This is a genomic window from Tolypothrix sp. PCC 7601, from assembly GCF_025677855.1.
In the GTDB taxonomy this organism is placed as follows: Bacteria; Cyanobacteriota; Cyanobacteriia; order Cyanobacteriales; family Nostocaceae; genus Aulosira; species Aulosira diplosiphon.
The window spans coordinates 1,147,791-1,172,218 of the sequence record NZ_CP064879.1 but is presented as its reverse complement, the minus strand read 5'-3'; the positions used below and the strand labels follow the sequence as shown (position 1 = coordinate 1,172,218).

Sequence of the window (24,428 nt, the reverse complement as noted above, 5' to 3'; positions counted from 1 at the left end):
GTGCGAGGTAGATTCTCAAATATATCGTTACCAGAGGCAGCGGAAAAGCCCACAAGTTCTAGGGATAAGATGACAGTTGTTTTAGCAACTGTAGGGCTGAGGAAATACCAATAAATTCATTATCTAGCAATTAGGGTAAGGGCGCTTCGTTAGCAGTATGCGTGACTCAAAGTCTTGCTAGTCATTGGGTTTGAGATTTTTATTTTTTTTAATTACAAGTCATTTAGTGAAATATGCATCTTTATTACTTTTGTTTAAGTAATTGATAATACCCTGTCTACATTTCAATCTTTCTCTGGATGATAGAAAATAGGACACATTTCAAGGTAGGTTGTTATCAAACCTTGATAAATGCGGTCTACTGTGGATACCTCAGCTCTTGTTCAAACATTTATTGCTGTATTTGTGCTAGCAGATGCGGTAGGTAATATACCCATAGTGCTGATTTTGACCAAAGGTATGACCCCAGAAGAAAGAAACAGAGTCATAGATAAAGCGATTGTCGTTGCGATCGCAGTTCTGTTGCTGTTTGTGTTCACTGGGCAATTAATTTTGACCTATTTGGAAATCAGCATGGCATCTTTGCGAGTAGCTGGGGGACTATTGTTGCTATTAGTTGCTTTGCAAATGTTGCGGGGAGAATTAGATACGCCCATTTTAGAAGAAGGTCGTGATGTTGCAATTACGCCTTTAGCTTTACCATTACTAGCCGGGCCGGGAACTTTAACAACAGTCATGTTATTAACCTCACAATCGCAACTGCCCTATCTCGGTGTAGTTTTAGGTATTGTAGCGGCAATGTTTATTAGTTGGTTAATTCTGCGTTTGGGAACCTATATTGACAAGTGGATTGGTGCTGAAGGTGGAGTGATTATAACTCAGTTGTTTGGGTTTCTATTAGCGGCGCTAGCAGTAGAAATTGGTAGTACAGGAATTCGGGAATTATTTTTGAAATAAATAGTTGTAACTTCTAGGTTGTTGATTACTGAGTACCGCACTATTTTTATCTATTTATAAACAGTGCTATCAGTGAGTAGTGCGTAGGATGCGTTACGCTATCGCTAACGCATCCGCGCTAAAGCTTTGCGTGCGCTACTACAAAATACTGAGTCTTTTTCAGCAATCAAATCACATTTTTATATAACTCATCAGCTATATAAAGATGAATAAAAATAACTTACTCTTCTGTCTTGTTGGGGTGACACGAATTTTGAATTTTGAATTCTCGATAAGCTTGAAAATGGCAGAATATAGCTTTAATACTAATAGTTATGGATAGAATAAAGGTCTTTAGGCATTAATTTAAGTATAGCTACCGAAAAATTTAAATAAGTCGTTTTTTTTACTTATAGATTGTATTGTTACCACTGAATATGGTATATTTTTCTTATCTTTGGGAAAAAATTAAATTTATATAAACCAAATAAAAAATTAATAAAAATCGTGTACTTTGATACTATATTTTAAGAGAAATAAGTTTTAGCATCATCTTATGAATTCTGTAGGTACAGCATGGTCTTACGGCGCTGCTTAGTTGCCTCTAGCTTTATCACTTTCTCTACATTTGGCTGTGGTAATTGGGCACATTCAACAGCAAATAACACCACACAAGTTGTACAAGAAAGTAATATTTCCCAACAGCTAATTGGTACACAATCACCACAAAAGGCGGCAGAATTTTTAAAGCAAGCTAATAGCTTACTAGATGCACGTCGTTATCAAGATGCGATCGCAGCATTCGATCAAGCGATCGCAATTGAACAGAACATTCCCGAAGCTTGGATTAATCGAGGTAATGCGCTAACGTCTCTACAGCTTTACAAAGAAGCGATCGCATCCTACGATCGGGCGCTGGCTTTAAGACCTGACAAAGATGTCGCTTGGTATAATCGGGGCAATGCTTTAACCTCATTGCGACTCTACAAAGATGCGATAGTAGCCTATGATAGAGCGATCGCCCTCCAGCCGAAAAAATCCGAAGCTTGGATTAACCGAGGAATAGTCCTAACAAAACTGCAAAGTTACGCCGAAGGTTTGAAATCCTACGACACTGCGATCGCGATTCAGCCCAATATGCACCAGGCATATTACAATAAGGCTTGTTCTTATGGTTTACAAGGCAATGTAGACCAAGCAATTCAAAACCTAGAAAAAGCAATTAAGCTGGCTCCGAATAAATATAAAAAATTGGCGAAAACAGACACAGATTTTAATAAAGTACGTAACGATAAAAAATTTCAACAGCTAATTAATTAGTCAATATAAATATAAATGTAGGGGAGCCAGTTGCGTGGGCAGGTTTCCCGACTTGAGCAAACTGGCGTTGTGTTGTCGCGCAACGCACCAGCAACCATTTCCGCTAATTTTCTCATAGAGAACTCCACAGAATGATTGATCCAAAAGCTGTCATTGCGAGCGAAACGGAGTGTAGTGAAGCAATCCCAATATTTTGCGGTTGCTTCATTTCGCTTCCCTTCTCCTGACGGAGACGCTACGCGAACGGGACGCTACGCGAACGCTACATTCGCAATGACAATTGGGCATTTCTTTTTGTGGAGGTCTCATACCAGTGTTTTTTCGCCCTGATTAACTATTTATCTACCGCCAAAATTATGGGAATTGGTATAAATTAATATTGGCTGTATATTTAAATTTTTATATAAATATGAAAAAATTGCTAGTAACTGGAGCCAGTGGCTTTTTAGGATGGCATATTTGCCAGCTAGCAAAGCCAGAATGGGAAGTTTATGGTAATTATTTTGCTAATTCATTAACAATACCTGGCATCAAAACCTTAAAAGTTAATTTAACAGATTTTCAAGAATTAAAGCAGATATTTAATGATATAAAACCAGCCGCAGTAATTCATACTGCTGCTCTTTCTCAACCTAATTTTTGTCAAAACAATCCTCAAGAATCATACGCAATTAATGTCACCGCATCTTGCAATATAGCTGGACTTTGTGCTGATTATGCAATTCCTTGTGCTTTTACCTCAACTGATTTAGTATTTGATGGCTTAAATGCTCCCTATCAAGAAACAGATTCCGTAAATCCTTTAAGCATTTATGGTGAGCAAAAAGTTCAAGCAGAAATAGGGATGTTAGAACTATATCCTCATACAGCAGTATGCCGTATGCCTTTAATGTTCGGCATGGCAACACCTACAGCTAAAAGCTTTATACAGCCATTCATAGAAACATTACAAGCAGGTAAAGAACTAAGTTTATTTATCGATGAATTTCGCACCCCAGTAAGTGGTAAAACTGCGGCTCAAGGGCTGTTATTAGCATTAGAAAAAGTCCAAGGTTTGATTCACTTGGGTGGTAAAGAAAGAATTTCGCGTTACGATTTTATGCGTCAATTAGTAGAGGTATTTGAAATTCCCAATGCTCAACTTAAAGGCTGTCGCCAAGAAGATATCAAAATGGCAGCACCTAGACCAAAAGATGTATCTTTAAATAGTTCTAAAGCATTTACATTAGGTTATCAACCATTATCTATCAAAGAAGAATTAGCAGCCTTATAACCAGTCAAATAATGTTTGCGACACATCAATAATATTATAGAAGACACGGCACTGCTGTGCTTCTATAATCTGTCGCAATACTTGTCGGTTAAGGGGAAAAGGGACAAGAAAAAACCTTTAACCATTACCCTTTTCCCCTTTCCCTCACAATTATTGAGATTGTTGTCACTTTTAAATCACATTTGCTTGTCAAACTGAAATAAACGCAGATTTCAAAAGTAAGTAGGTCGGCGAAATTGAAAATAACTGGCTGAGACTGTCATTCTGAGACAGTTCTGATGCCTTTGGCAAGGCGCTTTACGCTTTGTCATTGGTAAATCTTTCTAGCATATTGACGTTTATCAACATAGTTTATTTGATTTCCACCGTCTTACTTAATTATCAATGAAGAAACTTAAATTTTCAGCTTGATGTTGGCAATAGCGCTTTTTGAAGCGTACTGCTAAGTGTTGCATAAGCTCAAATTACTATTCGTGGGAACTGATGTGAAGAGACAACAAAACTACAGCAATTTACAAGAACGTACCCCTATAGCTTCAGCTGCAGCACCAAAGCAATCATTAGCTTTATTAGATGCTGTTGCGCTGATTGTGGGGATTGTTATTGGTGCAGGAATTTTTCAAACTCCGGCATTTGTCGCAGCGAATGCTGGTAGCGATATCAATGTCTTACTGCTGTGGTTACTTGGTGGTGCGATTTCTTTGGTTGGGGCATTGTGCTACGCAGAATTAGCAACTACTTACCCTGATGTTGGGGGAACTTACTATTATTTGAAACGTGCTTTTGGACGTTCAGTTGCTTTTCTGTTTGCCTGGGCAAGAATGACAGTAATTCAAACTGGTTCTATTGTCTTATTGGCGTTTGTTTTTGGGGATTATTTCTCTGGGTTATGGCTGCTAGGGCCTTATTCTTCTTCCATTTATGCGGCGATCGCAATTATCCTGCTGACAGGTTTGAATATTCTCGGTTTATACCCTGGTAAATGGACGCAAAACTGGCTGACTGCGGCGAAAATACTCGGTTTACTCCTAGTGGTGATGATTGGAGTTACCGCTAATAACCCTACAACTCTGCCAACTCCCACCACTTCCACAACTTCAACAAACTGGGGATTGGCAATGGTATTTGTCTTGCTGTCCTTTGGTGGCTGGAATGAAGCAGCTTATATCTCAGCCGAAATTAAAGATAGAAGGCGCAATATGGTGCGATCGCTAGTTTGGAGTATTGGTATCATCACCACTATTTATCTGCTCATTAATTTGGCATATTTACGAGGCTTAGGATTAGCAGGAATGGCTAAATCTGAGGCTGTCGCCGCCTCTTTAATGGATCGGACTGTGGGGACATCTGGAGCTGTATTTCTCAGTATTTTGGTAGCAATTTGTACTTTAGGAGCCATTAACGCCACCATTTTGACAGGCGCACGCAGTAATTATGCCCTAGGGCAAGATTTCTCGATGTTTTCCTTTATGGGAAGTTGGCAACAACAAAAGGAAACGCCTACTCAAGCCTTAATCATCCAAGGTGCGATCGCTTTATCATTGGTGTTTTTAGGCACAATTGCCCGCAATGGTTTTGAAACAATGGTGGAATACACCGCACCAGTATTTTGGTTTTTCTTCCTACTGTCTGCGATTTCATTATTTGTTTTACGCAAACGAGATGCTCAAATAAATCGACCTTTCCAAGTGCCATTTTATCCTTGGATTCCCTTGCTGTTTTGCATTATTTGTGGGTACTTGCTTTACTCCAGCTTGGCGTATACAGGCATCGGGGCAATAGTTGGGGTTTTAGTTGTAGGCGCAGGTATTCCCTTGTTGTTGTGGAATAATTACCGACAACGTTCGTTAAGAGACTTGCGATAAATAGGCAGGGGGAAAATTACAAATTTCATCTGCATAAATTGGTGATTTTTTGTGAGTATTTCGCTGATAACTCAAAATTAATGCTCAATCAATCTTCAATATTTCATCAACAAATTTAATTTTTCAATTCTCTGCACTTTTGCATAAACTTTCCAACGCTTATTTGTTTTTTGCGGGAATAACTAACAATTACAAAGGAGAAAATCATGAAATTACAAAGAATTGCGCTTTTATTAATTACCAGCGTTAGTATTGCTAGTTTAGGTGTTTCTGGATGCACTACAGTACGTAATTTTGAAACAGATGCCCAAACTTCTACTCCTACTACTACCCCAGTACAACAAGTAGAAACCGATGTTCCCTATGTCCCAACTCCCCAACCTGTAGTAGATGCGATGTTAAAACTAGCAAAAGTGAATAGTAATGATGTCATTTACGACTTAGGTAGTGGCGATGGCAGAATTCCCATCACAGCAGCACAGAAATATGGGGCGCGTGGTGTTGGGATAGATATAGATCCACAACGCGTGCAAGAAGCAAAACAAAATCTCCAAAGCGCTAAAGTAGGCGATCGCGTTGAGTTCCGCCAACAAGATTTATTCCAAACAGATTTAAGCCCAGCTTCGGTAGTTACTCTCTATTTACTACCAGATATCAATTTAAAACTCAGACCCAAGTTATTACAAGAACTTAAACCAGGTACCCGCATTGTTTCCCACGCTTTTGATATGGGCGATTGGAAACCTCAACAAGTGCAACAAGTAGACGGTAAAACTATTTACCTCTGGGTAGTTCCTGACAATGTTCCTGCGAACCTGCGGTAAGTAGTCAAAATTATTTACTTTTGCAGCAGTTTTTGTAGGGTGGATACGAAATTTAAGTAGTGTCCATCCCAATACTTGTCGGTTAAGGGGAAAAGGGGAAGGGGAAAAGGGGCAAGAAATAAACCTTTAACCCTTACCCTTTCACCTTTTCCCCAAACCAAATTAAGAGTTTAAAATCCTTAACCGAGCAGTATTGGTGTCCATCCTATGATAACGGCGTTTTTTTAGTTAATAGGAATCTCTGTGAAAGGAAAAATTACTATGAAAGGATTAAAAGGTAAAAATGTTTTAATTACCGGAGCAAGTTCTGGTATTGGTCAAGCGATCGCTATTCGCCTAGCCCAAGAAGGATGTAACATCGCCATTAATTACCGCAAAAGCTTAGAAGAAGCGGAAGATACAGAAGAAATGGCGATACAAAAAGCTTGCGGAGATATTAACAATTGCAGTGTTCAATCATTACCAATTCAAGGGGATGTTTCTCAAGAAGCAGACATTATTGAGATGGTAAATACCGTTATCGAAAAATTTGGTAGTTTGGATATTTTAATTAATAATGCGGGAATTCAAAAAGAATGCCCTTCCCATGAGTTAACAACAGCAGATTTTGATCAAGTACTTGGGGTAAATTTGCGGGGTGCTTACCTTTGCGCTCGTGAGGCGATTAAACATTATCTTTCACAAAACCGTTCTGGTGTAATCATCAATATTTCTAGCGTTCATGAAGTTATTCCCAGACCAATGTATCTCAGTTATTCTATTAGCAAAGGTGGGATGGAAAATCTCACTAAAACTTTAGCTTTAGAATATGCGAACCGAAGTATTCGTGTTAATGCTATTGCACCAGGAGCCACAATTACACCTATTAATGAAGCCTGGACTGACGACCCTGAAAAAAAAGCGGTTGTAGAAAGTCATATTCCGATGAATCGTGCAGGGACTGCTGAAGAAATGGCAGCTGCGGTGGCTTTTTTAGCTTCTGATGAAGCAGCATACATCACAGGTCAAACGCTATTTATTGATGGGGGATTAACTCTGTATGCCGATTTTCGGGAAGCTTGGTCTGCGTAGGGACTTGCAACTAAAAAATATAATACCGCTCCTTATTCTCTCTGCATGAGATCATAATTAGCCTGAACCAAAAATTAACTCGCACTACACCTTTAAGAAGTTAGTATGGGCTAATTTCTGATTCAAGCGAAAATTCAGGACTGAAATCCTGATGAGAAAATTATTCATCCGAATGTTGAGCGATCGCTACTGCCAGTTGTTCATAACGGCGTGGATCGCCTTCAGCAAACACTAACCGCTCTTGCCCTTTGCGTCCATAAAGATCTTCCATAATCTTCTGCCAGTCCATAGAGGACAAGGGTGAAGGGCGATTTTCTATATCTTGGGTGGGAATAGTCGCTGTTATTTGCTGGAGTTCTTGCTGTGCCAATAAGACACGGGCACGTACTGGCCAACTCTCTTCTTTAGCAGCAATTTGCTCAAAATTTGACAGAATTTGCGATCGCCAATCTGGATGACTCACAGCAATTGCGTTGGCAAGGAACTGTAAGCCAACGATGGCTGAATAGCGTACCACCCACTCTTCATCTTCCTGAGCTACAAATAGCAAGGCTTCCATTGCTTCTGCTTGGGCAATTTCTAGCAGTTCCTCTGGGAACCAATGCCATTTCATCATTCCTAATCCCTTTGCTGCTGCCCGCCGAACACTCAGGGCAAAGTCAGCGGTAGCTGCGCCTAACAAGGTGACTAATCCTCTAGGATCGCCAATTCCTGCTAGGGTGCGGATTGCCCAAGATCTGGCTGTGTAGTTATGCATATCCAGCAGTTCCAACAAAGATGGAACTGCTGGTTCGCCAATTTGGATTAACCCATCGACAGCTGCAACAGCTGCACCTGGATTGTTATAGCTCAAGGCAGCAATTAGGGTGGGAATAGCTCCTTCTAAACGGGCGGCTGCCAGATTTTTGACAGCTTCTTGTAAAAGGATAGAAGAATTTGCGTCTTCTACTGCACGAATTAGACTATTGAGGGAATCAGGCATGAGGAAGAAGAGAAGCGATAAGTTCTACCTTTTCCATTTTCGCTCTTTCTGCTACAGTAACGCATCCATTAGTTGCATCACTTTAATTGCACCAGGGGATAAATCTTCTGGTTTTGTCGGTTGGAATTGCTTTTCGAGTAAACCTTTGAGAGATATTAACTTCAAGCTGTTTTCTGCTAGGGTATCAGCGATCGCTTCTGCTGCCGGTAAATAGCCAATCGCCCCTAAATCTGAAAGTACTGCTCGACGTAGTTGCAAATCATCCTGAGCAAGTGCCTGTACTAGGCGATCGCCATACTGATTGTAACCTGCAGTTGATTCTGAGGTTAGCTGATACATTGCTCTGGCTGCGGCATACTGAATCCGAGGCACAGTATGCTCTAAAAATTCTTGAATAATGGGAATTGCATCGCTTGCCCCCAATGTTCCCAATGCCTCTATGATGGCATCGAAGGGTTGGGTGAGTTGGGGTGGCTCTGGTGCTGGTAATGTTCCCGGAACTTGATCGTTGAGTAATTCGATTAGCCTGGGAATGCTGGATGAGTCGCCTAACATTTCCAGAGATTGGGCTGCAGCTTCACGCACATAGAAATCCGAACATTCCAGCGCTTTAATTAATGCAGGAACGGCTCGCTTTTCTCCTAATTTTCCTAATGCTCTGGCTGCATTGCGCCGCAGGGGATAGCCACCAACATTAGTGCGATCGTCTTCGTCTTCTAATGCTTGAATCAACACATCAATGGCTTCTGGAGCATCCACTCGAAACCGCCCTAACCACCAAGCCGCATAAACGCGCAATCCTAAATCTTCACCTTGGAGATTCGCGATCGCTTGTTCTACAGTTAATTGGTTATCGTCCTGGATATTAGCTGCGTTTTCCACTTTCTGTTCCTGTTCTCTATGCCCTCTGACAAATGCCTATACATGACAATGCCCGGAGAGGTAAACAATCACTAACTTCTGTCAGTCATTGTATACCCCTCCGGGCAACAACATCTTAACTAGCTTAATGCGTTGATAGCGTAGTCGATGTAGGAGTTTGCTTCAACAGCAGGATCTCCACTTAAACCGTGGTTAGCTTTGATGTATTTCAAAGCTTCAACATACCAGCTGGGAGATAGATCAAATGTGCGGTTGATTTCAGCAATACCACCAATTAGGTAATCATCCAATGGGCCTGTACCACCAACAACTAGGCAGTAGGTAACCATCCGCAAGTAGTAGCCGATGTCACGAACGCACTTGTCTTTGCCGGTTTGAGTAGAAGCAAAGTTGGGGCCGTTTTGGCTGGTGGTGTAGGGGAATTTGCTGTAAACAGCATTAGCAGCACCAGAAGCTAAACTAGAAGCCTTTTCGGTTAATGCTTTTGCAGCAGCTAAACTAGCAGAAGCTTGACGGAAACGACCAAATGCGGTTTGGATTTCGGTGGAGCTCAGGAAGCGTCCTTGGGAATCAGCAGCAGCTACTGCTTCGGTCAAAGGGGTTTTCATGATCAGATTTTCTCCCAATAATCTTTTTTGATGAAATAGCTTTTAGCAATCGTTTCAGTTATCTAAATATCTGAAACCGCTCAAAAAATCGATTCCAAAAAATCGATGATATAGCTGACTAAGCAACAGCAGAAGCAGCCTTATCGAAGTAGCTTGCAACTTCAGCCATTAAGCTGGCACAATCGCCTCTGGTAATACCATTGGTGTCGCCTGCGATCGCTAGAGCAGCATCTTTCATCTTTTGAACGCCAACTGCTACGGAAGAACCGGGAGTTCCTAGAGCCAAATAGGTTTCTTTTAAACCGTTGAGGCAGCGATCGTCTAGAACGCTGGCATCACCTGCGAAGATTGCATAGGTAACGTAGCGTAAGATGATTTCCATGTCACGCAAGCAAGCAGCCATACGACGGCTGGTGTAAGCGTTACCACCAGGAGCAATCAACTGAGGCTGTTCTGCAAATAGAGAACGAGCTGCATTTGCCACAATTGTGGAGGAGTTGCCGGTAATACGGTTAACAACGTCCATGCGCTTGTTGCCATCAGCAACCAAAGCACTGAGAGCATCTATTTGAGAACCACTCAGGTATTCACCTCGAGCGTCAGCTTGGGAGACTACTTTTGCAAATGCGTCTAACATACACTCAATTTCCTAATTAGTTTAGTCGAGTATGGCTTGGATTAGGTTAAAACCCAGTTTGATAGAGCTAGGCAATACAGCTGCCCCAGTAGCCCGATCAACTAAAAGCAGTAGCTTTAATCACTGCTGAAACCTTCCGCTTATTCCCTTAAGGAAATTTGAAAGATTTTTTAATTCTTAAACAATTGAAAAACTTCACTCATTTAAGATGGATGGAAAACCTGCTTCTTTTCTGTGAAGCTTTCCATTACTTGTTTATACTATATCGTTGGATCGTTTGTTTATTACGAATTGTCAAGTTAGTCATACTAAGAGGCTGAATTGCTTAACCAGTAAGGCTTTTGCCTTTATTAACAAAATTTTTAATGCTTAACACTTATTAATTAATACTCGATCGCTTTAACTTTCCAGTTATGGCAGCGTAGCCAGATACCTTGATTTTCAGCCTAATTCAAAATGATAGCTTAAATTAAGAAGTATTAAGGAACTGAGTTTTTAATTTACATTCCCTGGGCTATTTTGTTTGGTTAATGAGTTTCACAATCATGAAACTATGCAGAATGACTACAAACCGCTTACCTTTGCATCAGCAGGCGTGATCTGAGTGAAAGAATGCGATCGCTCCCCCTGAGTTCGCCTGTACAAGCATCAATACAGAATTCATTATTTTTCTGTTCCCCGTTCCCTATTCCCTATCTCCAAAAATCAATTGAATAATGCAACATTAATTAATGATTAAGATTTAGTAGCAGTCCAACCTTTCTTGATCAATGCCAAAAAGGTAGTAATGCCTTTAGAAAATCCGTGAGGATCAGGCAGAACATACTCTGGGAAGTCTTCATAAGGTCGCCACTCTTCAGATGAATTATGCCGCAAGTACAATACTCGCTCGTCTCCTTCTAATTTCCAGAGCATTTCACCGCCAGTTGGTATTTCAGACATGGCTTTATCCTATTTTGCAAACAAATATACTCATAAGGATTGTCCAGAGTCAAAAGTCTAAGCTTATCCTTGACTCTTAACGACCCAAACAAGATGTAGGTGCAATTTATGGGAATTTAGTTTGGGGAATAAGGTGAAAGGGTAAAGGTTAAAGGTCTTTTCTTACCCCTTTCCCCTTAACCTTTTCCCCATAACCGACAAGTATTGCGCTTTTAGTCACTATGCCAACATCAATAAACGGGCGTGGGAAATTAATATTTTCCACGCCCGCAGATATCATTGATGATTGCTGTTAACTTTCCGATGCATTTTCAGTTTTCTGATGCATCTTCAGTTGGATTTTCACCTGCAGGACGGATGTTAACAATTCTGCCGCCTAAGCGGGTGATGCGACGCATCTCTTCATTCATCCGGCTGTAAGGGACTTGAATCTCAATCGTGCTGCTATTGCGAATCTGATAACGATTGTTATCAGTTTGCTCGTTCTGGCGCAATCCTTCTACTTCGTAAACAAAGACGCGATTGTCTGAACCGGAACTAGATCTTCTGGTCAATACAGAACCTAACATATATAGTTCTATCTCCTATTGTGCAAAAGTAATGCTAGCGACCTTACCACCCAGCTTATTGATTTGCTGCAGGGTACTAGATAGCTGTTCGTAGGGGACAATGAACTCTTTGTTGCTACGACGAACTTTTGGATATCTTGGCAGACTGATACCTGTAACTTCGATTCTGTAAAGGCGTGGGGTAGAACCTTGAGAGGATCTACCAAAGGTACGGCTGGGTGCAGTTCCTTGTTTGGAAGGTAGGTAAGACCAACCTTGAGTACCACCAGAAGGTGCGATAATCGCAGTTGCGCTATTTGTAGCTAAGTCAGATGCAAGACGAGAACTGCTACCTGCTAGCTGAGAGCGATCGCTATTCGCATAACCACGGTAAAGGCGGAACATGCGAGTAAAACCAACTGTTCTTTGACCAACACCTGTGGTTACTAAGTCCCGATAGTAGGGAACTATCGAATCTCCAAAATAGGTATCATATTCAGCAGAATCTATATAGGAATCGATGTCTGCGTCGAACCCTTGATTTTGGTAGCGATCGAGATGCTCAATCACTTCCGATTCATCGTAAGGAGCTCTTCCTAACAAATGCTTAAAGTTCAATTCAATTACCCGAGTTTGAAAATGTGGGTAAAGAAACTTTGTTTTGTATAATTCTGATTTAGCTACTGCGCGGACAAAATCTCTGACGCTCAGTTTACCATTGGTCAACAACGACTCTAAGCTGGTGAGACGTTCTGACTGCATCAAGTAGTCATTGCCTAATACCTGACGATAGACTGCCTGGATAACAATCTTGGCATCTTCTGCTGTCCAGTTTGGACGCAGTTCAATAGGATTTGTTTGGTAAGCTGTAGTTCCCAAACGAGATGCTGCGGATGTAATTGGCACGAATAGCTCTCCTTGTAGACTTTTTGATGTGGCAAATTTGATTCAGTTTAGGCAGGAGAAATATTAACTACGCGACTACCTCGCTGATTCAGTCTTTGCAGAGTTGGTGAAAGTTGGTCGTAACTGACCAAATACTCTTGAATACTACGTCTGATTTGAGTAGTACGCCCTCTATCTGCTTGGATGACTCGTACTCGGTAAAGCTGTCCGCGATCGCCTGCGACTACACCAGTCAGTCCCTTGCCAAAGTTAGGAGTCTGAATGTTGCTAGCCAAATTCAGTGCTAGATCTTGGGTTAACCAAGCAGACTTGTTTTTACCTTGGGAGCGATCGCTGTTAGCATATCCCCGATAAATCTGAAACATCCGGTTGAAGCCTACTGTCTTTTGTCCCGGTTGAGTTTCAAATCCCCGATAATGAGGTACAATTGCTTCGCCAAAGCTTTCTTGATATTCGGCTGAATCAATATATGAATTGATTTCTGCCTCGTATCCTTTCTCTGTATAAAGGTTGACGTGGTAAGAAATCTCTGATTCATCGTAGGGCGCACGACCAAGCAAATGCTTGTAGTTCAGTTCGATGAAGCGGACTTGAGGTGTAGAGTAAAAGAACTTTTGGCGATATAGTTCAGATTGTGCTAATAACCGCACAAAATCTCTGACGCTAATGTTACCCTGTTGCAATAGCGATTCTGCACTGGTGAGACGTTCGCTTTGCATCACGTGGTCATTGCCAAACACTTGACGATAAGCAGCATGAATTACTGCTGGTACGTCACTACTAGCTCTCAATTCTGTGGGAGCTGTGCTAGCAAACGGTTCAAATCCTAGCTGACGGGCCGCTGTGGAACTAGTCATGACTGAATCTCCTGAATTTCAATCAGAAAAAACATGCCCAGAACCCCATAAAACTGCCCATGCTAGAAATTAGCATCCACAGCCTTTAGTTGTTCTGGGCGAAAGGAAAACCCTAGCTTAGGGCGTTGATTGCGTAGTCAATGTAGGAGTTTGCTTCAACAGCAGGATCGCCACTCAAACCATGATTAGCTTTGATGTATTTGAGAGCTTCAACGTACCAGCTGGGAGACAGATCAAAGGTGCGGTTGATTTCTGCCAAACCACCAATTAGGTAGTCATCTAGAGGGCCTGTACCACCAGCAACTAGACAGTAGGTAACGATGCGAATGTAGTAACCGATGTCGCGTGCACACTTGTCTTTACCGCGTTGGTCAGAAGCGAAGTTCTTACCTTGCATTTGGGTGGTGTAGGGGAACTTTTGGTAAACTGCGTTAGCAGCACCTTGAGCCAAGCTGTTAGCTTTGCTGCTTAATGCTTTAGCTGCATCCAAGCTAGCAGATGCTTGACGGAAACGACCAAAAGCAACTTGAAGTTCTGTGGAGCTCAAAAACCGACCTTGGGAATCTGCGGTAGCTACGGCTTCGGTTAAAGGTGTTTTCATGCTGATTATTCTCTCAACAAATATCTAAAGTTATGCGTCAGAAAGTAGAAATAATTAACTAGCGATTTACTAGCCAACTGCAGCAGCAGCGCGATCGAAGTAGCTACCCAATTCAGACATTAAGGAGCTACAGTCACCACGGGTAACACCGCTGGGGTCGTTAGCAATAGCGATCGCAGCTTCTTTCATCTTTTGAACGCCAGTAGATACGGAAGCGCCAGGAACGCCTAATGCTTGATATGTTTCACGAAGACCGTTCAAGCAGCGATCGTCTAAAACGCTAGCATCACCTGCAAATACTGCGTAGGTTACATAGCGTAAGATAATTTCCATGTCGCGTAAGCAAGCAGCCATACGACGGTTGGTGTAAGCATTACCACCAGGTGCAATCAACTGGGGTTGTTCTTCAAATAAAGCGCGAGCTGCATTAGCAACGATTGTGGAGGCATTGCCGGTAATGCGGTTAACAACATCCATGCGCTTAGAACCAGCAGCAACCATGTCTTTCAATGCATCGATTTCTGCATCGCTAATGTATGCGCCTCTAGTATCAGCCTGGGAAACTACTTTAGTAAAAGCGTCAAGCATTCCAGCATCTCCTAAAAATATTACTATGCTGTGGATTCAAACTTGGTTCAAAATCCGATCCTTGATGGGAATAAGCATAGTGACTGACTTTTTAGATGTTGCCGTTATGAGCAACCAGCACAATAGTCGCCAGGAAGTTGCATTCCCTTGGCAATCAGGGTAAATTTACCCCTAATTCTGTTAGCTAGTTTTCAGTGACTAACGGTACAGCTATACATCAATACTGCTATTATCCACAAACAACCTATTTCTTAAAGGCCCACAAGCCTAGATTAAGAAAATAGCTGTTCATCAATTTTTCAGATACCGAACTTTCTCTATCGAGGGCAGAGCGTTCAGCTGTTTTTTGAACCTGAAATTGATTAAAGCAATCCGTTTGTGCAAATTTTGTGCAAATTTAAATGTGTTTTCAGATAATTAGTTAAAAAATATTAAGCAAATGCTGAAACCCTTTGATAGCAAGGATTGTTTATATTTTCGTTTTGTCTTTAGACTTAAATTAGAGTTACAAACAGTTACATTTAGATACATTGTTTGGAAAGCAAAACTTTATTACTCGTAAACTTAAGTTTCGGAACTTAATTCTTACAATTCGTTACATTCATGCATAAGCGGACTAATAGCAGATTTTGTAATGTATTTATGCGTTAATGCGATCGCTTGTATGTCAGCTTAATTTATTAAATAAATCTTAAGCAAGTCCAACATCGAACAAATCTTTGATAGTCAATTCCAGACAGCAAAAATTACCAGGATTGCTATTGCCTTCCTGGTTTGAAAAATTTCATTGAATTTAGTTTTAAGCTACATAGTCAAAAAGCATAGTTGTCATGTAGCGATCTGCCCATTCTTTACCGAAAGATTTTTCCAAAACGCGCCGGGTTTTGTCATTTTGCTGCTGTTTTGTACAGTAATTGCGCTGTCCTGCCAAAACTCTAGAGATATCAAGATTGGATGTTAAAGGTGTCTCTGATGCAGCAATCTGACAATGAATCGTTAAATATTCGCGAACACGGTTGTGAAATTTTTCTTCTTCTTCAGCATTTTCTGGGCGCACAAACAGGCAAAAGTGCGAGAAAATATCGCCCCAAGGCGGTAAAGCCCGTGGTTCGGAAAACTCAATTTCCGGTAAAGCAGATAACTGCTGATAATAGCGTGACGGTAGACTGCGATCGCTACTGATCGGAGACAAATCCGCGATCGCAGCACTAATTAAACCACCTTTCCCGCCTACCAAATCTGTACCAAACATGGGAATCGGGTATTCAGGATTGGGGAACATCACACAGTGCAGAATATCTAAACCATTGCCAACCTGCGCCAATTCTAGATGCAGTTTGCGAAATTGCGGAGCTTGGTAACAATGATTTTCAATGATCAGCCGTTCGCCTTCCAAATGCCCCTCGACATAGCCTAAACCTTCTGGGACAGAGTAAGGGGAGATATCCAGGTATTTTTGCCAAATTTCTTCAATCGAATCCGCCAGCTTGCGGATTAGGGGATGCTGGCGATTTCTCAACGACGCTTCCATAGACTTCAACATACGCTTCTCTTTGAGTATAGGATTAACCTACCTTGGCGTATAGCCTGTGCAATATCTGTGCAATTTGCAGATTGGGGTATCGGGTTAAATAATTTGGGATTTGAGATTCAGCCCATACTGTAGATTTAGCTACTCCCATCGAGAACTATATATTTGGCAGAAATTTTACTCGTTGTCCAGATTTCTTTGTTTCCAATAATTCGGTTTGCGCTTACTATGTGCGATCGCAATTACCCAAATCACTTTTTCTAACTCTGTATAAAAAATTATATAAATAACTCATAAATAATTCGTAATTCGTAGTTACTAATTCGTAATTAAGTTATGAATTTCACGAATACTTTTCTCGTAATTCAGAAAACACTTGAGATGATGGTTCTCCAATAGCTGTTTTGCAATTAATATCTTGCAACCTTTGGTTTAATTCTGTATCCCAAGCAGTTTCCAGATTATCATCTATCTCTTCATCTAGAGAATGAATTAAAAAATAGGCAATTTCAGCACGTTCTTTTGCAGAAAGTTGAGAAAGTTCAAGTTTCAGTTTTTCTGCAGTTTCACTCATACTTTGGAATCTCCCCAATAATTACAAAATCGGCTCAACTATCTGATCGTAGCTGCTTTACATGTAAAATGCGATCGCGGTTATTCTAGAATATTTGTAAAATCAAGCAAGAGTCATGGCTTCGTCAAAGCTTTCTTTGCGACACACGCCGCGAATGGCTAAAATACAGCAGTATAAAATTAATGATACGAATTCCATTACAAGAAGCTCAACTTCGTTTACCCGAACTGATTGCTAGTTTACAACCTGGGGAAGAAGTAGAAATTTTTTCTGGCAATCGTACTGTCGCCAGATTGATTGGCGAACTTCAACCACTCCGCAAGCCTCGTCAGCCTGGTAGTGCAATTGGAACCTTAACTATTCTTTCAGAAGACGAAACCCATTTGGAAGACTTTCACGAGTATATGTCATGAAGTTTTTGCTTGATACTCAGGCATTTCTGTGGTTTGTACTTAATGATCGCGCCCTTAGCCAAATTGCCTGTGATTTAATTGTCGATCCCTTCAATGATATCTTGCTTAGTCCTGCTTCCTATTGGGAAATTGCCATTAAAGTTAGTATTGGTAAGTATGAAATTCCTGGAGATTTTGCAACTTGGATGGAGCATCAAATCTAAGTTAATGAATTAGAAATATTACCAATAAAAGTTTCTCATGTCGCTGCGCTTATAACTCTCCCATTTCATCATAAAGACCCTTTTGATCGGCTTTTGGTTGCCCAAGCACTCACAGAAGAAATTCCCATCATTAGTGTTGATGCAATATTAGATAATTATGCAGTTACTCGTTACTGGTAAGTACGATAATCTGCTGTTAGTCGTGGTGCGATCGCAAAAGCCATTTCTGACACTACAAAAACTATTTCCGACACTACATTTGCTGTTTTTTATACTACATTTGCTATTTTGGCGATCCTAAAAGCTGTTTTTTATACTACATTTGCTATTCTTGAGACTACAATTGCCGTTTTTATACTACATTTGCTGTTTCAGGAGTCGCCAAAATAGCTTTTAAGACAAGATTTACTATTTTAGCGATGCTGGGTAAAGGGGATAGTATGTCAGGTGTAGGTTGGGTTGAGAAATGTAGACGCGCAGCGGCTTCCCGTTCGCTAAAAGCATTCCCGAAGGGTAGGGTAAACCAACACCCGAAAAATTTAGTATTGTTGGGTTTCGATCTGTTCAACCCAACCTTGCATCTTAAGAGAAGTAGTAAGCTAAGTTACAAACAATCAGCAAATTCAACAGATTACTTCTCGCTGCTTCAATTTCACTATCAGCATTAACATTCAATAGTCCCAAAGTAGATGCAATCATCAGCCAAAACCTCAATCTAACCGAATTATCCACATCAACTGGCATCTACACACAGACTAGCACTGAAGATATTGCAACCGCATCAGAATGGAAAGAATTCTCTCCCGATGCAGGTAAATCCTCTATTCTCATGCCAAATGGTGACATCTCGGACATGACACCAGATAAAAGCGAAATGCATAAGAACATTGAGTCTACAAAAATGTATCTGAGTCTTCATGGCACAGATGTGTATATGGTTAGCTATGCTGACTTTAAAAATGATGTGACTCAGATTTCCTCAAGTGAATTATTGGATTCTGCTCTACAAGGAATGTTAGGGGATGAGAAACAATTACTCAGCGAGCAAAATATTAATCTAGGTGCATATCCTGGTAAAGAAATTAAGCTGTGGGATGAAAAAGAAGGAATGACTTGGACGGGGAGAATTTTTATTGTTAACCAACGGATGTATATGCTCTTAGTTGTCAGCGATCAAAATCCGCAAGTCAGTGATATCAGAAAGTTTTTTGACTCTTTCCAGTTGATCCAATAGTCATCAAATTACGGAAAATTGGCACAGTAAAGGACATAGCACTGCTGTGTCCTTTCAACTGTTAACTGTTGACTGTTGACTGTTGACTGTTCACAGACTTAAAAGCCTTTTATTGTGAGGGTTTTTTCTTAGCTTGATGTCTTAATCTATCTGGCTATAACTATAACGGTTCTAGATTTGGGAGTGCGATCGCTCTTTGAGCAATTTCTGTAGGTAAAGCTATTATCACCTAACTCGTTTGAATCACAAAGGACTAATGACAAATGACCAATGACAAATGACAAACAACAAAAAAGAGGCCTCACTCGACCTCTTCGCAACTCCCTACAATAATCTTCGTTATATAGATGGTAATTACAGCAACCCAGTGTTAGTACCTTGCTTACCAGTTGCCAATTCAACTTTAACGATTTTGCCACCCATTTTCATGATGCGTTGCTGTTCGCGGAACCAGTTCTCGAAGGGTACTAATTTGGTGAAGTAGGTATTTTGTAGTTCGCGCTGGGTGCGAATCCGGGTTTGACTGGGTACACAAGCAGTAACTTTAAACAACCGGGCCATCTTAGATTCTCCTGTAGTAATTGTGAAAACTTTTTTATTTCAAAAAAGGGGAGTGTTTTTTAAGACAAATTCTTTAAATTAATCACTGCAAAGGCTGGAAATCAAGCATCAATACTAGACCACTAACACTCATCATAATTGATTATTTCAACCAAGGTAAGCGATAAACGCTCTAGCACTCACGATTGATTTCCAGACCTCAATTAAGCTGCACCTAAATTATTAAGTGCCAACTAACTCTTAGCTTAAGCCAGAGGAGATGTAGTCTAGGTAAACACCCATTTCTTTACCAGCGTCAGAACCTACCAAGCTAGCGGTTACTTCTTTGATAGCTTGGATAGCTTGTACGGTGGAGCTAACGGGAACACCCAAGGAGTTGTAGGTTTCTTTCAAACCGTTGAGTACGCGCTCGTCGAGGATGGAAGGATCGCCAGCTAACATAGCGTAGGTAGCGTAGCGCAAGTAGTAGTCTAAGTCGCGGATACAAGCAGCGTAGCGACGGGTGGTGTACATGTTACCACCGGGGCGGGTAACGTCAGAGTACAACAAAGATTTTGCTACAGCTTCTTTAACAATTGCAGCAGCGTTTGCACTGATGGTGCTAGCAGCACGTACACGCAGTTCGCCAGTTCCAAAGTAGCCTTTTAGCTTATCTAAAGCAGCAGAGTCCAAATATTTACCTTGAACGTCTGCAGAGTTGATGACAGAGGTAATTGCGTCTTGAGCCATATTGTTAATTCCTTTTTTCCAACCGTATTGCAATACTTCGGTTTTAGCGACGAAACAGCTTTAACCTAGGAGAGGGCACCAACTACGTAGTCGAAGTAAGAACCAGCTTCAGCAGCGTCTTCACCAGACAGTAAGGAGGAAGCACCACTCTTCAGGGCACGGATACCTTCGGTAATACCTTCAATAGGAGTACCCAAGGATTTGTACATTTCACGAGCACCGATTACACCGATTTCTTCGATGGGGGTAACATCGCCAGATACGATTCCGTAGGTAACTAGACGCAAGTAGTAGTCTAAGTCGCGTAAGCAGGTAGCAGTCAATTCTTGACCGTAAGCGTTACCACCAGGAGATACAACGTCAGGACGCTTTTGGAAAACTTGTTCGCCAGCTTGCTTAACCAAACGCTCGCGGTTTTCGGTCAAAATTTGAGCAATCCGCAGACGGCGCTCACCACCGCTCACAAAGCTCTTGATTCGATCTAGTTCGCCAGGGCTGAGGTAGCGGGCTTCTGCATCAGCATTCACGATGGACTTCGTGACGATACTCATTAATGGATTCCTCCAACTACGATTTAAACCAGAATTTAATTAAAACTGGTGCGACTTTCAATTTGGACAATGGTAGCTGCGTTTTTTCGTTTTTATTAAACATGGCTCTTGACAAAATGTCTCAGCTATGGATTTACGAGTTACTTGAGTCAATACAACCACACAAGTATTTCAAACATCAGTTACCTTCCGCAAAACATTCTCCGGCATTCTGTTGAGCATTTATGACTGCTCTTAATATTTTGTAATATTACTTTTCAGATTTACGTTATTTTTTCCAATCTGAAAGTAATGTTACGAAAAATTGCCAAGCTCTTGTCAAAAGTCAACAGTGCTGGTTCACGCCCAGAAATCAGCACTCAGTACTCAAAACAGAATTTGGTCAAGAGTCCAAGGCATGAACTCCTGACCTGTGAGTGTTAATTAGTGACAAACGAGAGTATTAGTTACCTAAGGAAGAGGAACGTGGGTAAGGTACCACATCTTCACCAAAGTAGCGGGCATACTCTTGACTATCAACAATTGCCTCTACAACGGCTCTCAGACCCCGGCTAGCCATCAGCTTGTTGTATTCGCTAATTTCCTCTTGAGTAGCTGGTGCGCGTCCCAATAGGTGACGGTAGAGGAACTCAATTACTTTAGCGCTGGGGTAAGGTGTGTAGAAGCGATCGCAATAGATATCGGAACTAGCTAGTTCACGGACAAACTCGCGTACTGAGATTTCTCCAGTTTGCAGTTTGCCTTCTAGTGCGTTTAAGCGGTAGTTAGCAGGTATGTCACTGCTAAATAAATCTAATACCTGAGAGTAAATGGCATTGATGACCAATTGGGTTTCCGCTTGGTTTGTACCACTCAGGCGATAAATGCGTGCAGGTTTGCAACGATTTGCTGTTTCGCCTAATTGTCCCTGAGCGCTAGTAGAAGAACGACCCAGGTCAGTAAAACCATTACGTCCCGATGATGATGTTCCTGCCAAAGTCAGGCGTGGTTGTACTGTTTTAAAGCTAGGTACTACCAAATCATCATTTTGCTTAGTCAGCTGGTTGTACAGCTTTTCAGTATTAGGGAAGTTAGCCGCAGGTAGGGTGGGGTAGCGACGATAAGGTACTGTATCTTCCCCAAATACCTCAGCATACTCAGCACTACTCACTAAAGCACCAATAAAGGCACGAATCCCTTGAGTAGCCAAAATCTGGTTATACTTGCGGATTTCTACCTGATCTAAAGGTGCGCGTCCTAGGAAATGTTTGGTTCCTAGTTCAATTACTTTGGTGTTGGGGTAAGGAGTATAGAACTCTTTGATGTAGAGGTTAGAGTAACCCAAACCTTCAATGAATTCCTTAACAGTGATTTCCCCGTTACTCAGTTTGCTTTCTAAAGCAGAGAACTCGTTTTTCGCGATATAAGGCGCAACATCGCGTTCAAAAATCTGGCGATAGGCGGCGCTGATCAAAGTCTGCACAGCAGCTTTGTCGCTGATGTTTGCCACCTGCTTGAAGACTTTGGTTTGTTCGCGTTGCTTGCTAACACCTTGGTTGATGCGGAATTGAATATCCGGTTCTGTCCGGGTGTCGGTAACTGTACCTAAAGTTACAAACAACGGTGTTTCTTGCTTCTGGACTTTTCCACCTACATCTTCGCGGATACTGCCAACTCGCAGTTGTCGCAACGCCACACCAGATGGAGTCAGATAGCGTTCGTAAGGAACTGTATCCTCACCAAATGCTTCACTGTATTCCACGCTGTTGATAATTGCATCTACTACGGCATAAAAGCCTTGTTTAGCGGCGATGTCAAAGTATTTGTTAATTTCTTGACGACCGTAGGTAGGACGACCTAGTAAGCGGCGGTGAATGTATTCAATCGCTTTACAAACATACAGCGAAGTCCAGTAGGTTTTGCGGAATACATCCGACTTAGCCAAAGCACGAATAAATTCTCTGACGGAGAGTTGTCCGTTTTCCAGCTTAATTTCTTGGACTTTTAAGCGCTGACCTTCGTAAACGTCACGACCGAAAACTTGCAGGTATGCAGCTTTAATTACTGCTTGGGTAGAGCTTTCGGAGAACTTAATGCTTGCGCCTTTAGCAGCTTTTTTGCCAATTGTGCCTGGAAGTTGATCCAACCGGAAGACTTTAGGCCCTAAGCTACCAGGGAATTCACCTCTAGCACCAGGATTGCTAACTTGGCTATTAATACCAGGCCCTTGGTTAATTAAGATCCGCCGTGTATCCTTGCTAAAAGGTGCAGGGCTAGTGTTGGGATTGCGGGTTTCTTTCGGGAAAATCGCCCCAAACTGAATTTCTAGCGGGTCGTTACCAGAACCATAGGGATGCTGATCGGGGAGTGGGCGATCGTAAGCAGCGAATGTGGTAATAAACTGAGGTACTTTGCGGAAAGGCGCACTGTAGTTAAACAGGTCTTGCTGTGGCCCCCAGTTACGACATTCTTGTGCCTCTTGACCCAAACCACGCAGGTAAGGTACTGTCTCTTCACCAAAGTAGTCACTGTATTCTGGCGAATCCACTAAAGCATCTACTAAAGCTGGCAGACCACCGTTAGAAATAATCGAGAAGTATTTTTGTACTTCTTCCCGGCTACTTGGCCCCCGTCCCAAAATATGGCGGAAAGCTAGTTCAATTACTCGGCTATTAATAAAAGGCTGGTAAAACTGTTTTTGGTAAAGAGGAGATTTGGCTAGACGACGAACAAACTCTTTCATGGAGATGTCGCCGTTCTTCACCTTAGATTCTAGGTCAGATACGGACAAGCTGTAAGCACGAGTAATATCGCGCTCAAAGATTTGCCGATATGCAGCTCTGATGACTTCATTTTTTTCTGATGCGGATAACCCAGGCTTCATCACAAACTTGGGCCGCCGTTCTGCTGCTTCAAAGTAAATTTGAGGCAGTTGTAAACCTTGTTGGTCTCCAGAAGGACGTTGACGCAGTTTATTAGAAGGTGTTGCTGCTTTAAATTCTGTCAACAATACATCCATGTATTGAGACACAATCTCTGTAGCCTTAGCATCCTGACGGAAGAAAGACAGTGATGCTGCTTTGATTTCTTGTAAAGCCACAATTGTGGCTTCACCAGAACAAGCATTTTCAATAATTTCCCGTAAACCGCGTGTATTCACAGCGATGATATTGGGGTCACCTGCCACGATCGCATAGGTAGCATAGCGCAAGAACCAGGACAAGTCCCGCAGACTCTTGGCCATGTTGCTAGGGCCATAACGAGCAACGTTGATCGGTCTAAAACCTGGAGGTGTTGGGCCACTGGGAGAACTGTTAAAGATAGAGCGTAAATTTTCTAGGAATCCACCCCGACTTTCAACGTAGGTGACTGTTCCTAGTTTCATGCCTTCTTGAACATTCCCAGGAGCAACAGTAGCCATTGCCAATTCTGCTTCTCTTGGCTTTTCTAAGAAAGACATTGGCGAACCACCAACAAAAATTCGATTGGCAGCCCGAGATACAATAATCTCGGAATTTTCCGTGAGCGTCTGGGCAATTTCTAGACGCTTTGCACCAGATGCAAAATAGGTTGCCAGTTCGTTCAGTTCGCCAGTTCCCAAAAAGCGGTCTTGTTGTTCCGCTTGGGTAATTGTTGCTACTGCTAGGGTTTGATATAGTTGCGGACGCGCAACTGAGCTTCCACCACTTGCCTTAACACTCATCGGATTTGTAAAACTCCCATCATAAGCATTTATGTGTTAAGTCTGGGTCGCTTTGAGGCTTGACACATCGGTGGTCATGCCTTAAGAGTACCGCCTTCAAAACTGCCAGT

At 41.7% G+C, this 24,428-nt stretch carries 26 protein-coding genes and 2 pseudogenes; 11 read left to right on the top strand and 17 right to left on the bottom strand.

The window, feature by feature from the left end; genetic code table 11:
• The first annotated feature begins 363 nt into the window (after window positions 1–363).
• The 6 genes from HG267_RS04800 (at window position 364) to HG267_RS04775 (ending at window position 7,289) form a co-directional block, all read left to right on the top strand.
• Window positions 364–957, top strand: a complete 594-nt coding sequence (locus HG267_RS04800) for a MarC family protein (RefSeq protein ID WP_045870547.1) — start codon at window positions 364–366, stop codon at window positions 955–957.
• A gap of 555 nt (window positions 958–1,512) precedes the next feature.
• Complete coding sequence (locus tag HG267_RS04795; protein WP_045870468.1) at window positions 1,513–2,256, top strand: tetratricopeptide repeat protein; 744 nt, start codon at window positions 1,513–1,515, stop codon at window positions 2,254–2,256.
• A 409-nt stretch (window positions 2,257–2,665) separates the two neighbouring features.
• Window positions 2,666–3,529, top strand: coding sequence for an SDR family oxidoreductase (locus tag HG267_RS04790; protein ID WP_045870467.1), 864 nt, complete (start codon window positions 2,666–2,668; stop codon window positions 3,527–3,529).
• A 485-nt stretch (window positions 3,530–4,014) separates the two neighbouring features.
• Entirely contained in the window at window positions 4,015–5,394 is a 1,380-nt protein-coding gene (locus tag HG267_RS04785; RefSeq protein ID WP_045870546.1) for an APC family permease, read from the top strand.
• A 206-nt stretch (window positions 5,395–5,600) separates the two neighbouring features.
• Complete coding sequence (locus tag HG267_RS04780; RefSeq protein WP_045870466.1) at window positions 5,601–6,218, top strand: SAM-dependent methyltransferase; 618 nt, start codon at window positions 5,601–5,603, stop codon at window positions 6,216–6,218.
• Window positions 6,219–6,479: 261 nt separating this feature from the next.
• Window positions 6,480–7,289, top strand: a complete 810-nt coding sequence (locus HG267_RS04775; RefSeq protein WP_045870465.1) for an SDR family oxidoreductase — start codon at window positions 6,480–6,482, stop codon at window positions 7,287–7,289.
• Between the two features lie 160 nt (window positions 7,290–7,449).
• Here HG267_RS04775 and HG267_RS04770 read toward each other — a convergent pair whose 3' ends face one another.
• The 12 genes from HG267_RS04770 to HG267_RS04715 form a co-directional block, all read right to left on the bottom strand.
• Entirely contained in the window at window positions 7,450–8,271 is an 822-nt protein-coding gene (locus HG267_RS04770) for a HEAT repeat domain-containing protein (RefSeq protein WP_045870464.1), read from the bottom strand.
• 51 nt (window positions 8,272–8,322) lie between these two features.
• Window positions 8,323–9,153 carry a HEAT repeat domain-containing protein gene (locus tag HG267_RS04765; RefSeq protein ID WP_045870463.1) on the bottom strand — a complete coding sequence of 277 codons (831 nt, stop codon included), beginning with the start codon at window positions 9,151–9,153 and terminating at the stop codon, window positions 8,323–8,325.
• A gap of 119 nt (window positions 9,154–9,272) precedes the next feature.
• Window positions 9,273–9,761: a phycocyanin subunit alpha gene (gene cpcA / locus HG267_RS04760; protein WP_045870462.1), complete on the bottom strand. Its 489-nt coding sequence runs from the start codon at window positions 9,759–9,761 to the stop codon at window positions 9,273–9,275.
• 118 nt (window positions 9,762–9,879) lie between these two features.
• Window positions 9,880–10,398 carry a phycocyanin subunit beta gene (locus HG267_RS04755; protein ID WP_045870461.1) on the bottom strand — a complete coding sequence of 173 codons (519 nt, stop codon included), beginning with the start codon at window positions 10,396–10,398 and terminating at the stop codon, window positions 9,880–9,882.
• Between the two features lie 735 nt (window positions 10,399–11,133).
• The gene (locus HG267_RS04750) at window positions 11,134–11,340 is read right to left on the bottom strand and encodes a hypothetical protein (RefSeq protein ID WP_045870460.1); all 207 of its coding nucleotides are present in this window, start codon (window positions 11,338–11,340) and stop codon (window positions 11,134–11,136) included.
• Between the two features lie 311 nt (window positions 11,341–11,651).
• A complete protein-coding gene (locus HG267_RS04745; RefSeq protein WP_045870459.1) occupies window positions 11,652–11,909 on the bottom strand; it encodes a phycobilisome linker polypeptide in 258 nt (85 codons plus the stop codon).
• Between the two features lie 15 nt (window positions 11,910–11,924).
• Entirely contained in the window at window positions 11,925–12,794 is an 870-nt protein-coding gene (locus tag HG267_RS04740; protein WP_045870458.1) for a phycobilisome linker polypeptide, read from the bottom strand.
• A 47-nt stretch (window positions 12,795–12,841) separates the two neighbouring features.
• Window positions 12,842–13,651: a phycobilisome linker polypeptide gene (locus HG267_RS04735; RefSeq protein ID WP_045870457.1), complete on the bottom strand. Its 810-nt coding sequence runs from the start codon at window positions 13,649–13,651 to the stop codon at window positions 12,842–12,844.
• 112 nt (window positions 13,652–13,763) lie between these two features.
• Complete coding sequence (cpcA, locus tag HG267_RS04730) at window positions 13,764–14,252, bottom strand: phycocyanin subunit alpha (RefSeq protein ID WP_045870456.1); 489 nt, start codon at window positions 14,250–14,252, stop codon at window positions 13,764–13,766.
• 69 nt (window positions 14,253–14,321) lie between these two features.
• Window positions 14,322–14,840 carry a phycocyanin subunit beta gene (locus tag HG267_RS04725; protein ID WP_045870455.1) on the bottom strand — a complete coding sequence of 173 codons (519 nt, stop codon included), beginning with the start codon at window positions 14,838–14,840 and terminating at the stop codon, window positions 14,322–14,324.
• Between the two features lie 799 nt (window positions 14,841–15,639).
• The gene (locus tag HG267_RS04720; RefSeq protein ID WP_045870454.1) at window positions 15,640–16,383 is read right to left on the bottom strand and encodes a phycocyanobilin:ferredoxin oxidoreductase; all 744 of its coding nucleotides are present in this window, start codon (window positions 16,381–16,383) and stop codon (window positions 15,640–15,642) included.
• A gap of 331 nt (window positions 16,384–16,714) precedes the next feature.
• Window positions 16,715–16,945 (bottom strand): addiction module protein, encoded by a 231-nt coding sequence (locus HG267_RS04715; protein WP_045870453.1) that lies wholly within the window; start codon window positions 16,943–16,945, stop codon window positions 16,715–16,717.
• A gap of 182 nt (window positions 16,946–17,127) precedes the next feature.
• On the opposite strand from HG267_RS04715, the gene HG267_RS04710 reads away from it, so the two are divergent.
• The 5 genes from HG267_RS04710 (at window position 17,128) to HG267_RS04695 (ending at window position 18,795) form a co-directional block, all read left to right on the top strand.
• A complete protein-coding gene (locus tag HG267_RS04710; protein ID WP_052335192.1) occupies window positions 17,128–17,358 on the top strand; it encodes a type II toxin-antitoxin system Phd/YefM family antitoxin in 231 nt (76 codons plus the stop codon).
• Entirely contained in the window at window positions 17,355–17,561 is a 207-nt protein-coding gene (locus HG267_RS04705) for a type II toxin-antitoxin system VapC family toxin (protein ID WP_228045373.1), read from the top strand. The genes HG267_RS04710 and HG267_RS04705 overlap by 4 nt, the downstream gene beginning before the upstream one ends.
• A 15-nt stretch (window positions 17,562–17,576) precedes the next feature.
• Window positions 17,577–17,741, top strand: coding sequence for a hypothetical protein (locus tag HG267_RS41870; RefSeq protein ID WP_339374043.1), 165 nt, complete (start codon window positions 17,577–17,579; stop codon window positions 17,739–17,741).
• Window positions 17,719–17,862, top strand: coding sequence for a hypothetical protein (locus HG267_RS04700; protein ID WP_155539228.1), 144 nt, complete (start codon window positions 17,719–17,721; stop codon window positions 17,860–17,862). Before HG267_RS41870 ends, HG267_RS04700 begins: the two co-directional genes overlap by 23 nt.
• 528 nt (window positions 17,863–18,390) lie before the next feature.
• Window positions 18,391–18,795: a hypothetical protein gene (locus HG267_RS04695; protein WP_045870452.1), complete on the top strand. Its 405-nt coding sequence runs from the start codon at window positions 18,391–18,393 to the stop codon at window positions 18,793–18,795.
• Between the two features lie 354 nt (window positions 18,796–19,149).
• Here HG267_RS04695 and HG267_RS04690 read toward each other — a convergent pair whose 3' ends face one another.
• From HG267_RS04690 to HG267_RS04675, 5 genes and pseudogenes are all read right to left on the bottom strand, one after another.
• Window positions 19,150–19,356: a phycobilisome linker polypeptide gene (locus tag HG267_RS04690; RefSeq protein ID WP_045870451.1), complete on the bottom strand. Its 207-nt coding sequence runs from the start codon at window positions 19,354–19,356 to the stop codon at window positions 19,150–19,152.
• Between the two features lie 240 nt (window positions 19,357–19,596).
• On the bottom strand, window positions 19,597–20,085 hold the full coding sequence (gene apcB / locus HG267_RS04685) for an allophycocyanin subunit beta (protein ID WP_045870450.1): 489 nt from the start codon (window positions 20,083–20,085) through the stop codon (window positions 19,597–19,599).
• Between the two features lie 65 nt (window positions 20,086–20,150).
• Complete coding sequence (apcA, locus tag HG267_RS04680) at window positions 20,151–20,636, bottom strand: allophycocyanin subunit alpha (RefSeq protein ID WP_045870449.1); 486 nt, start codon at window positions 20,634–20,636, stop codon at window positions 20,151–20,153.
• 451 nt (window positions 20,637–21,087) lie between these two features.
• Window positions 21,088–21,579, bottom strand: a pseudogene (locus tag HG267_RS41865) (phycobilisome rod-core linker polypeptide); the annotation flags it as partial.
• A 45-nt stretch (window positions 21,580–21,624) separates the two neighbouring features.
• Window positions 21,625–24,318, bottom strand: a pseudogene (locus HG267_RS04675) (phycobilisome rod-core linker polypeptide); the annotation flags it as partial.
• Window positions 24,319–24,428 lie beyond the last annotated feature (110 nt).

What these genes read in the sequence shown, in the direction of transcription:
- HG267_RS04795 (WP_045870468.1), top strand. Translation starts at nt 1,513, where the DNA reads ATGGTCTTACGGCGCTGCTTAGTTGCCTCTAGCTTTATCACTTTCTCT.
- HG267_RS04790 (WP_045870467.1), top strand. Translation starts at nt 2,666, where the DNA reads ATGAAAAAATTGCTAGTAACTGGAGCCAGTGGCTTTTTAGGATGGCAT.
- HG267_RS04780 (WP_045870466.1), top strand. Translation starts at nt 5,601, where the DNA reads ATGAAATTACAAAGAATTGCGCTTTTATTAATTACCAGCGTTAGTATT.
- HG267_RS04775 (WP_045870465.1), top strand. Translation starts at nt 6,480, where the DNA reads ATGAAAGGATTAAAAGGTAAAAATGTTTTAATTACCGGAGCAAGTTCT.
- HG267_RS04770 (WP_045870464.1), bottom strand. Translation starts at nt 8,271, where the DNA reads ATGCCTGATTCCCTCAATAGTCTAATTCGTGCAGTAGAAGACGCAAAT.
- cpcA (WP_045870462.1), bottom strand. Translation starts at nt 9,761, where the DNA reads ATGAAAACCCCTTTGACCGAAGCAGTAGCTGCTGCTGATTCCCAAGGA.
- HG267_RS04755 (WP_045870461.1), bottom strand. Translation starts at nt 10,398, where the DNA reads ATGTTAGACGCATTTGCAAAAGTAGTCTCCCAAGCTGACGCTCGAGGT.
- HG267_RS04750 (WP_045870460.1), bottom strand. Translation starts at nt 11,340, where the DNA reads ATGTCTGAAATACCAACTGGCGGTGAAATGCTCTGGAAATTAGAAGGA.
- HG267_RS04745 (WP_045870459.1), bottom strand. Translation starts at nt 11,909, where the DNA reads ATGTTAGGTTCTGTATTGACCAGAAGATCTAGTTCCGGTTCAGACAAT.
- HG267_RS04735 (WP_045870457.1), bottom strand. Translation starts at nt 13,651, where the DNA reads ATGACTAGTTCCACAGCGGCCCGTCAGCTAGGATTTGAACCGTTTGCT.
- cpcA (WP_045870456.1), bottom strand. Translation starts at nt 14,252, where the DNA reads ATGAAAACACCTTTAACCGAAGCCGTAGCTACCGCAGATTCCCAAGGT.
- HG267_RS04725 (WP_045870455.1), bottom strand. Translation starts at nt 14,840, where the DNA reads ATGCTTGACGCTTTTACTAAAGTAGTTTCCCAGGCTGATACTAGAGGC.
- HG267_RS04720 (WP_045870454.1), bottom strand. Translation starts at nt 16,383, where the DNA reads ATGTTGAAGTCTATGGAAGCGTCGTTGAGAAATCGCCAGCATCCCCTA.
- HG267_RS04715 (WP_045870453.1), bottom strand. Translation starts at nt 16,945, where the DNA reads ATGAGTGAAACTGCAGAAAAACTGAAACTTGAACTTTCTCAACTTTCT.
- HG267_RS04710 (WP_052335192.1), top strand. Translation starts at nt 17,128, where the DNA reads ATGATACGAATTCCATTACAAGAAGCTCAACTTCGTTTACCCGAACTG.
- HG267_RS04705 (WP_228045373.1), top strand. Translation starts at nt 17,355, where the DNA reads ATGAAGTTTTTGCTTGATACTCAGGCATTTCTGTGGTTTGTACTTAAT.
- HG267_RS04700 (WP_155539228.1), top strand. Translation starts at nt 17,719, where the DNA reads ATGCAGTTACTCGTTACTGGTAAGTACGATAATCTGCTGTTAGTCGTG.
- HG267_RS04695 (WP_045870452.1), top strand. Translation starts at nt 18,391, where the DNA reads ATGCCAAATGGTGACATCTCGGACATGACACCAGATAAAAGCGAAATG.
- HG267_RS04690 (WP_045870451.1), bottom strand. Translation starts at nt 19,356, where the DNA reads ATGGCCCGGTTGTTTAAAGTTACTGCTTGTGTACCCAGTCAAACCCGG.
- apcB (WP_045870450.1), bottom strand. Translation starts at nt 20,085, where the DNA reads ATGGCTCAAGACGCAATTACCTCTGTCATCAACTCTGCAGACGTTCAA.
- apcA (WP_045870449.1), bottom strand. Translation starts at nt 20,636, where the DNA reads ATGAGTATCGTCACGAAGTCCATCGTGAATGCTGATGCAGAAGCCCGC.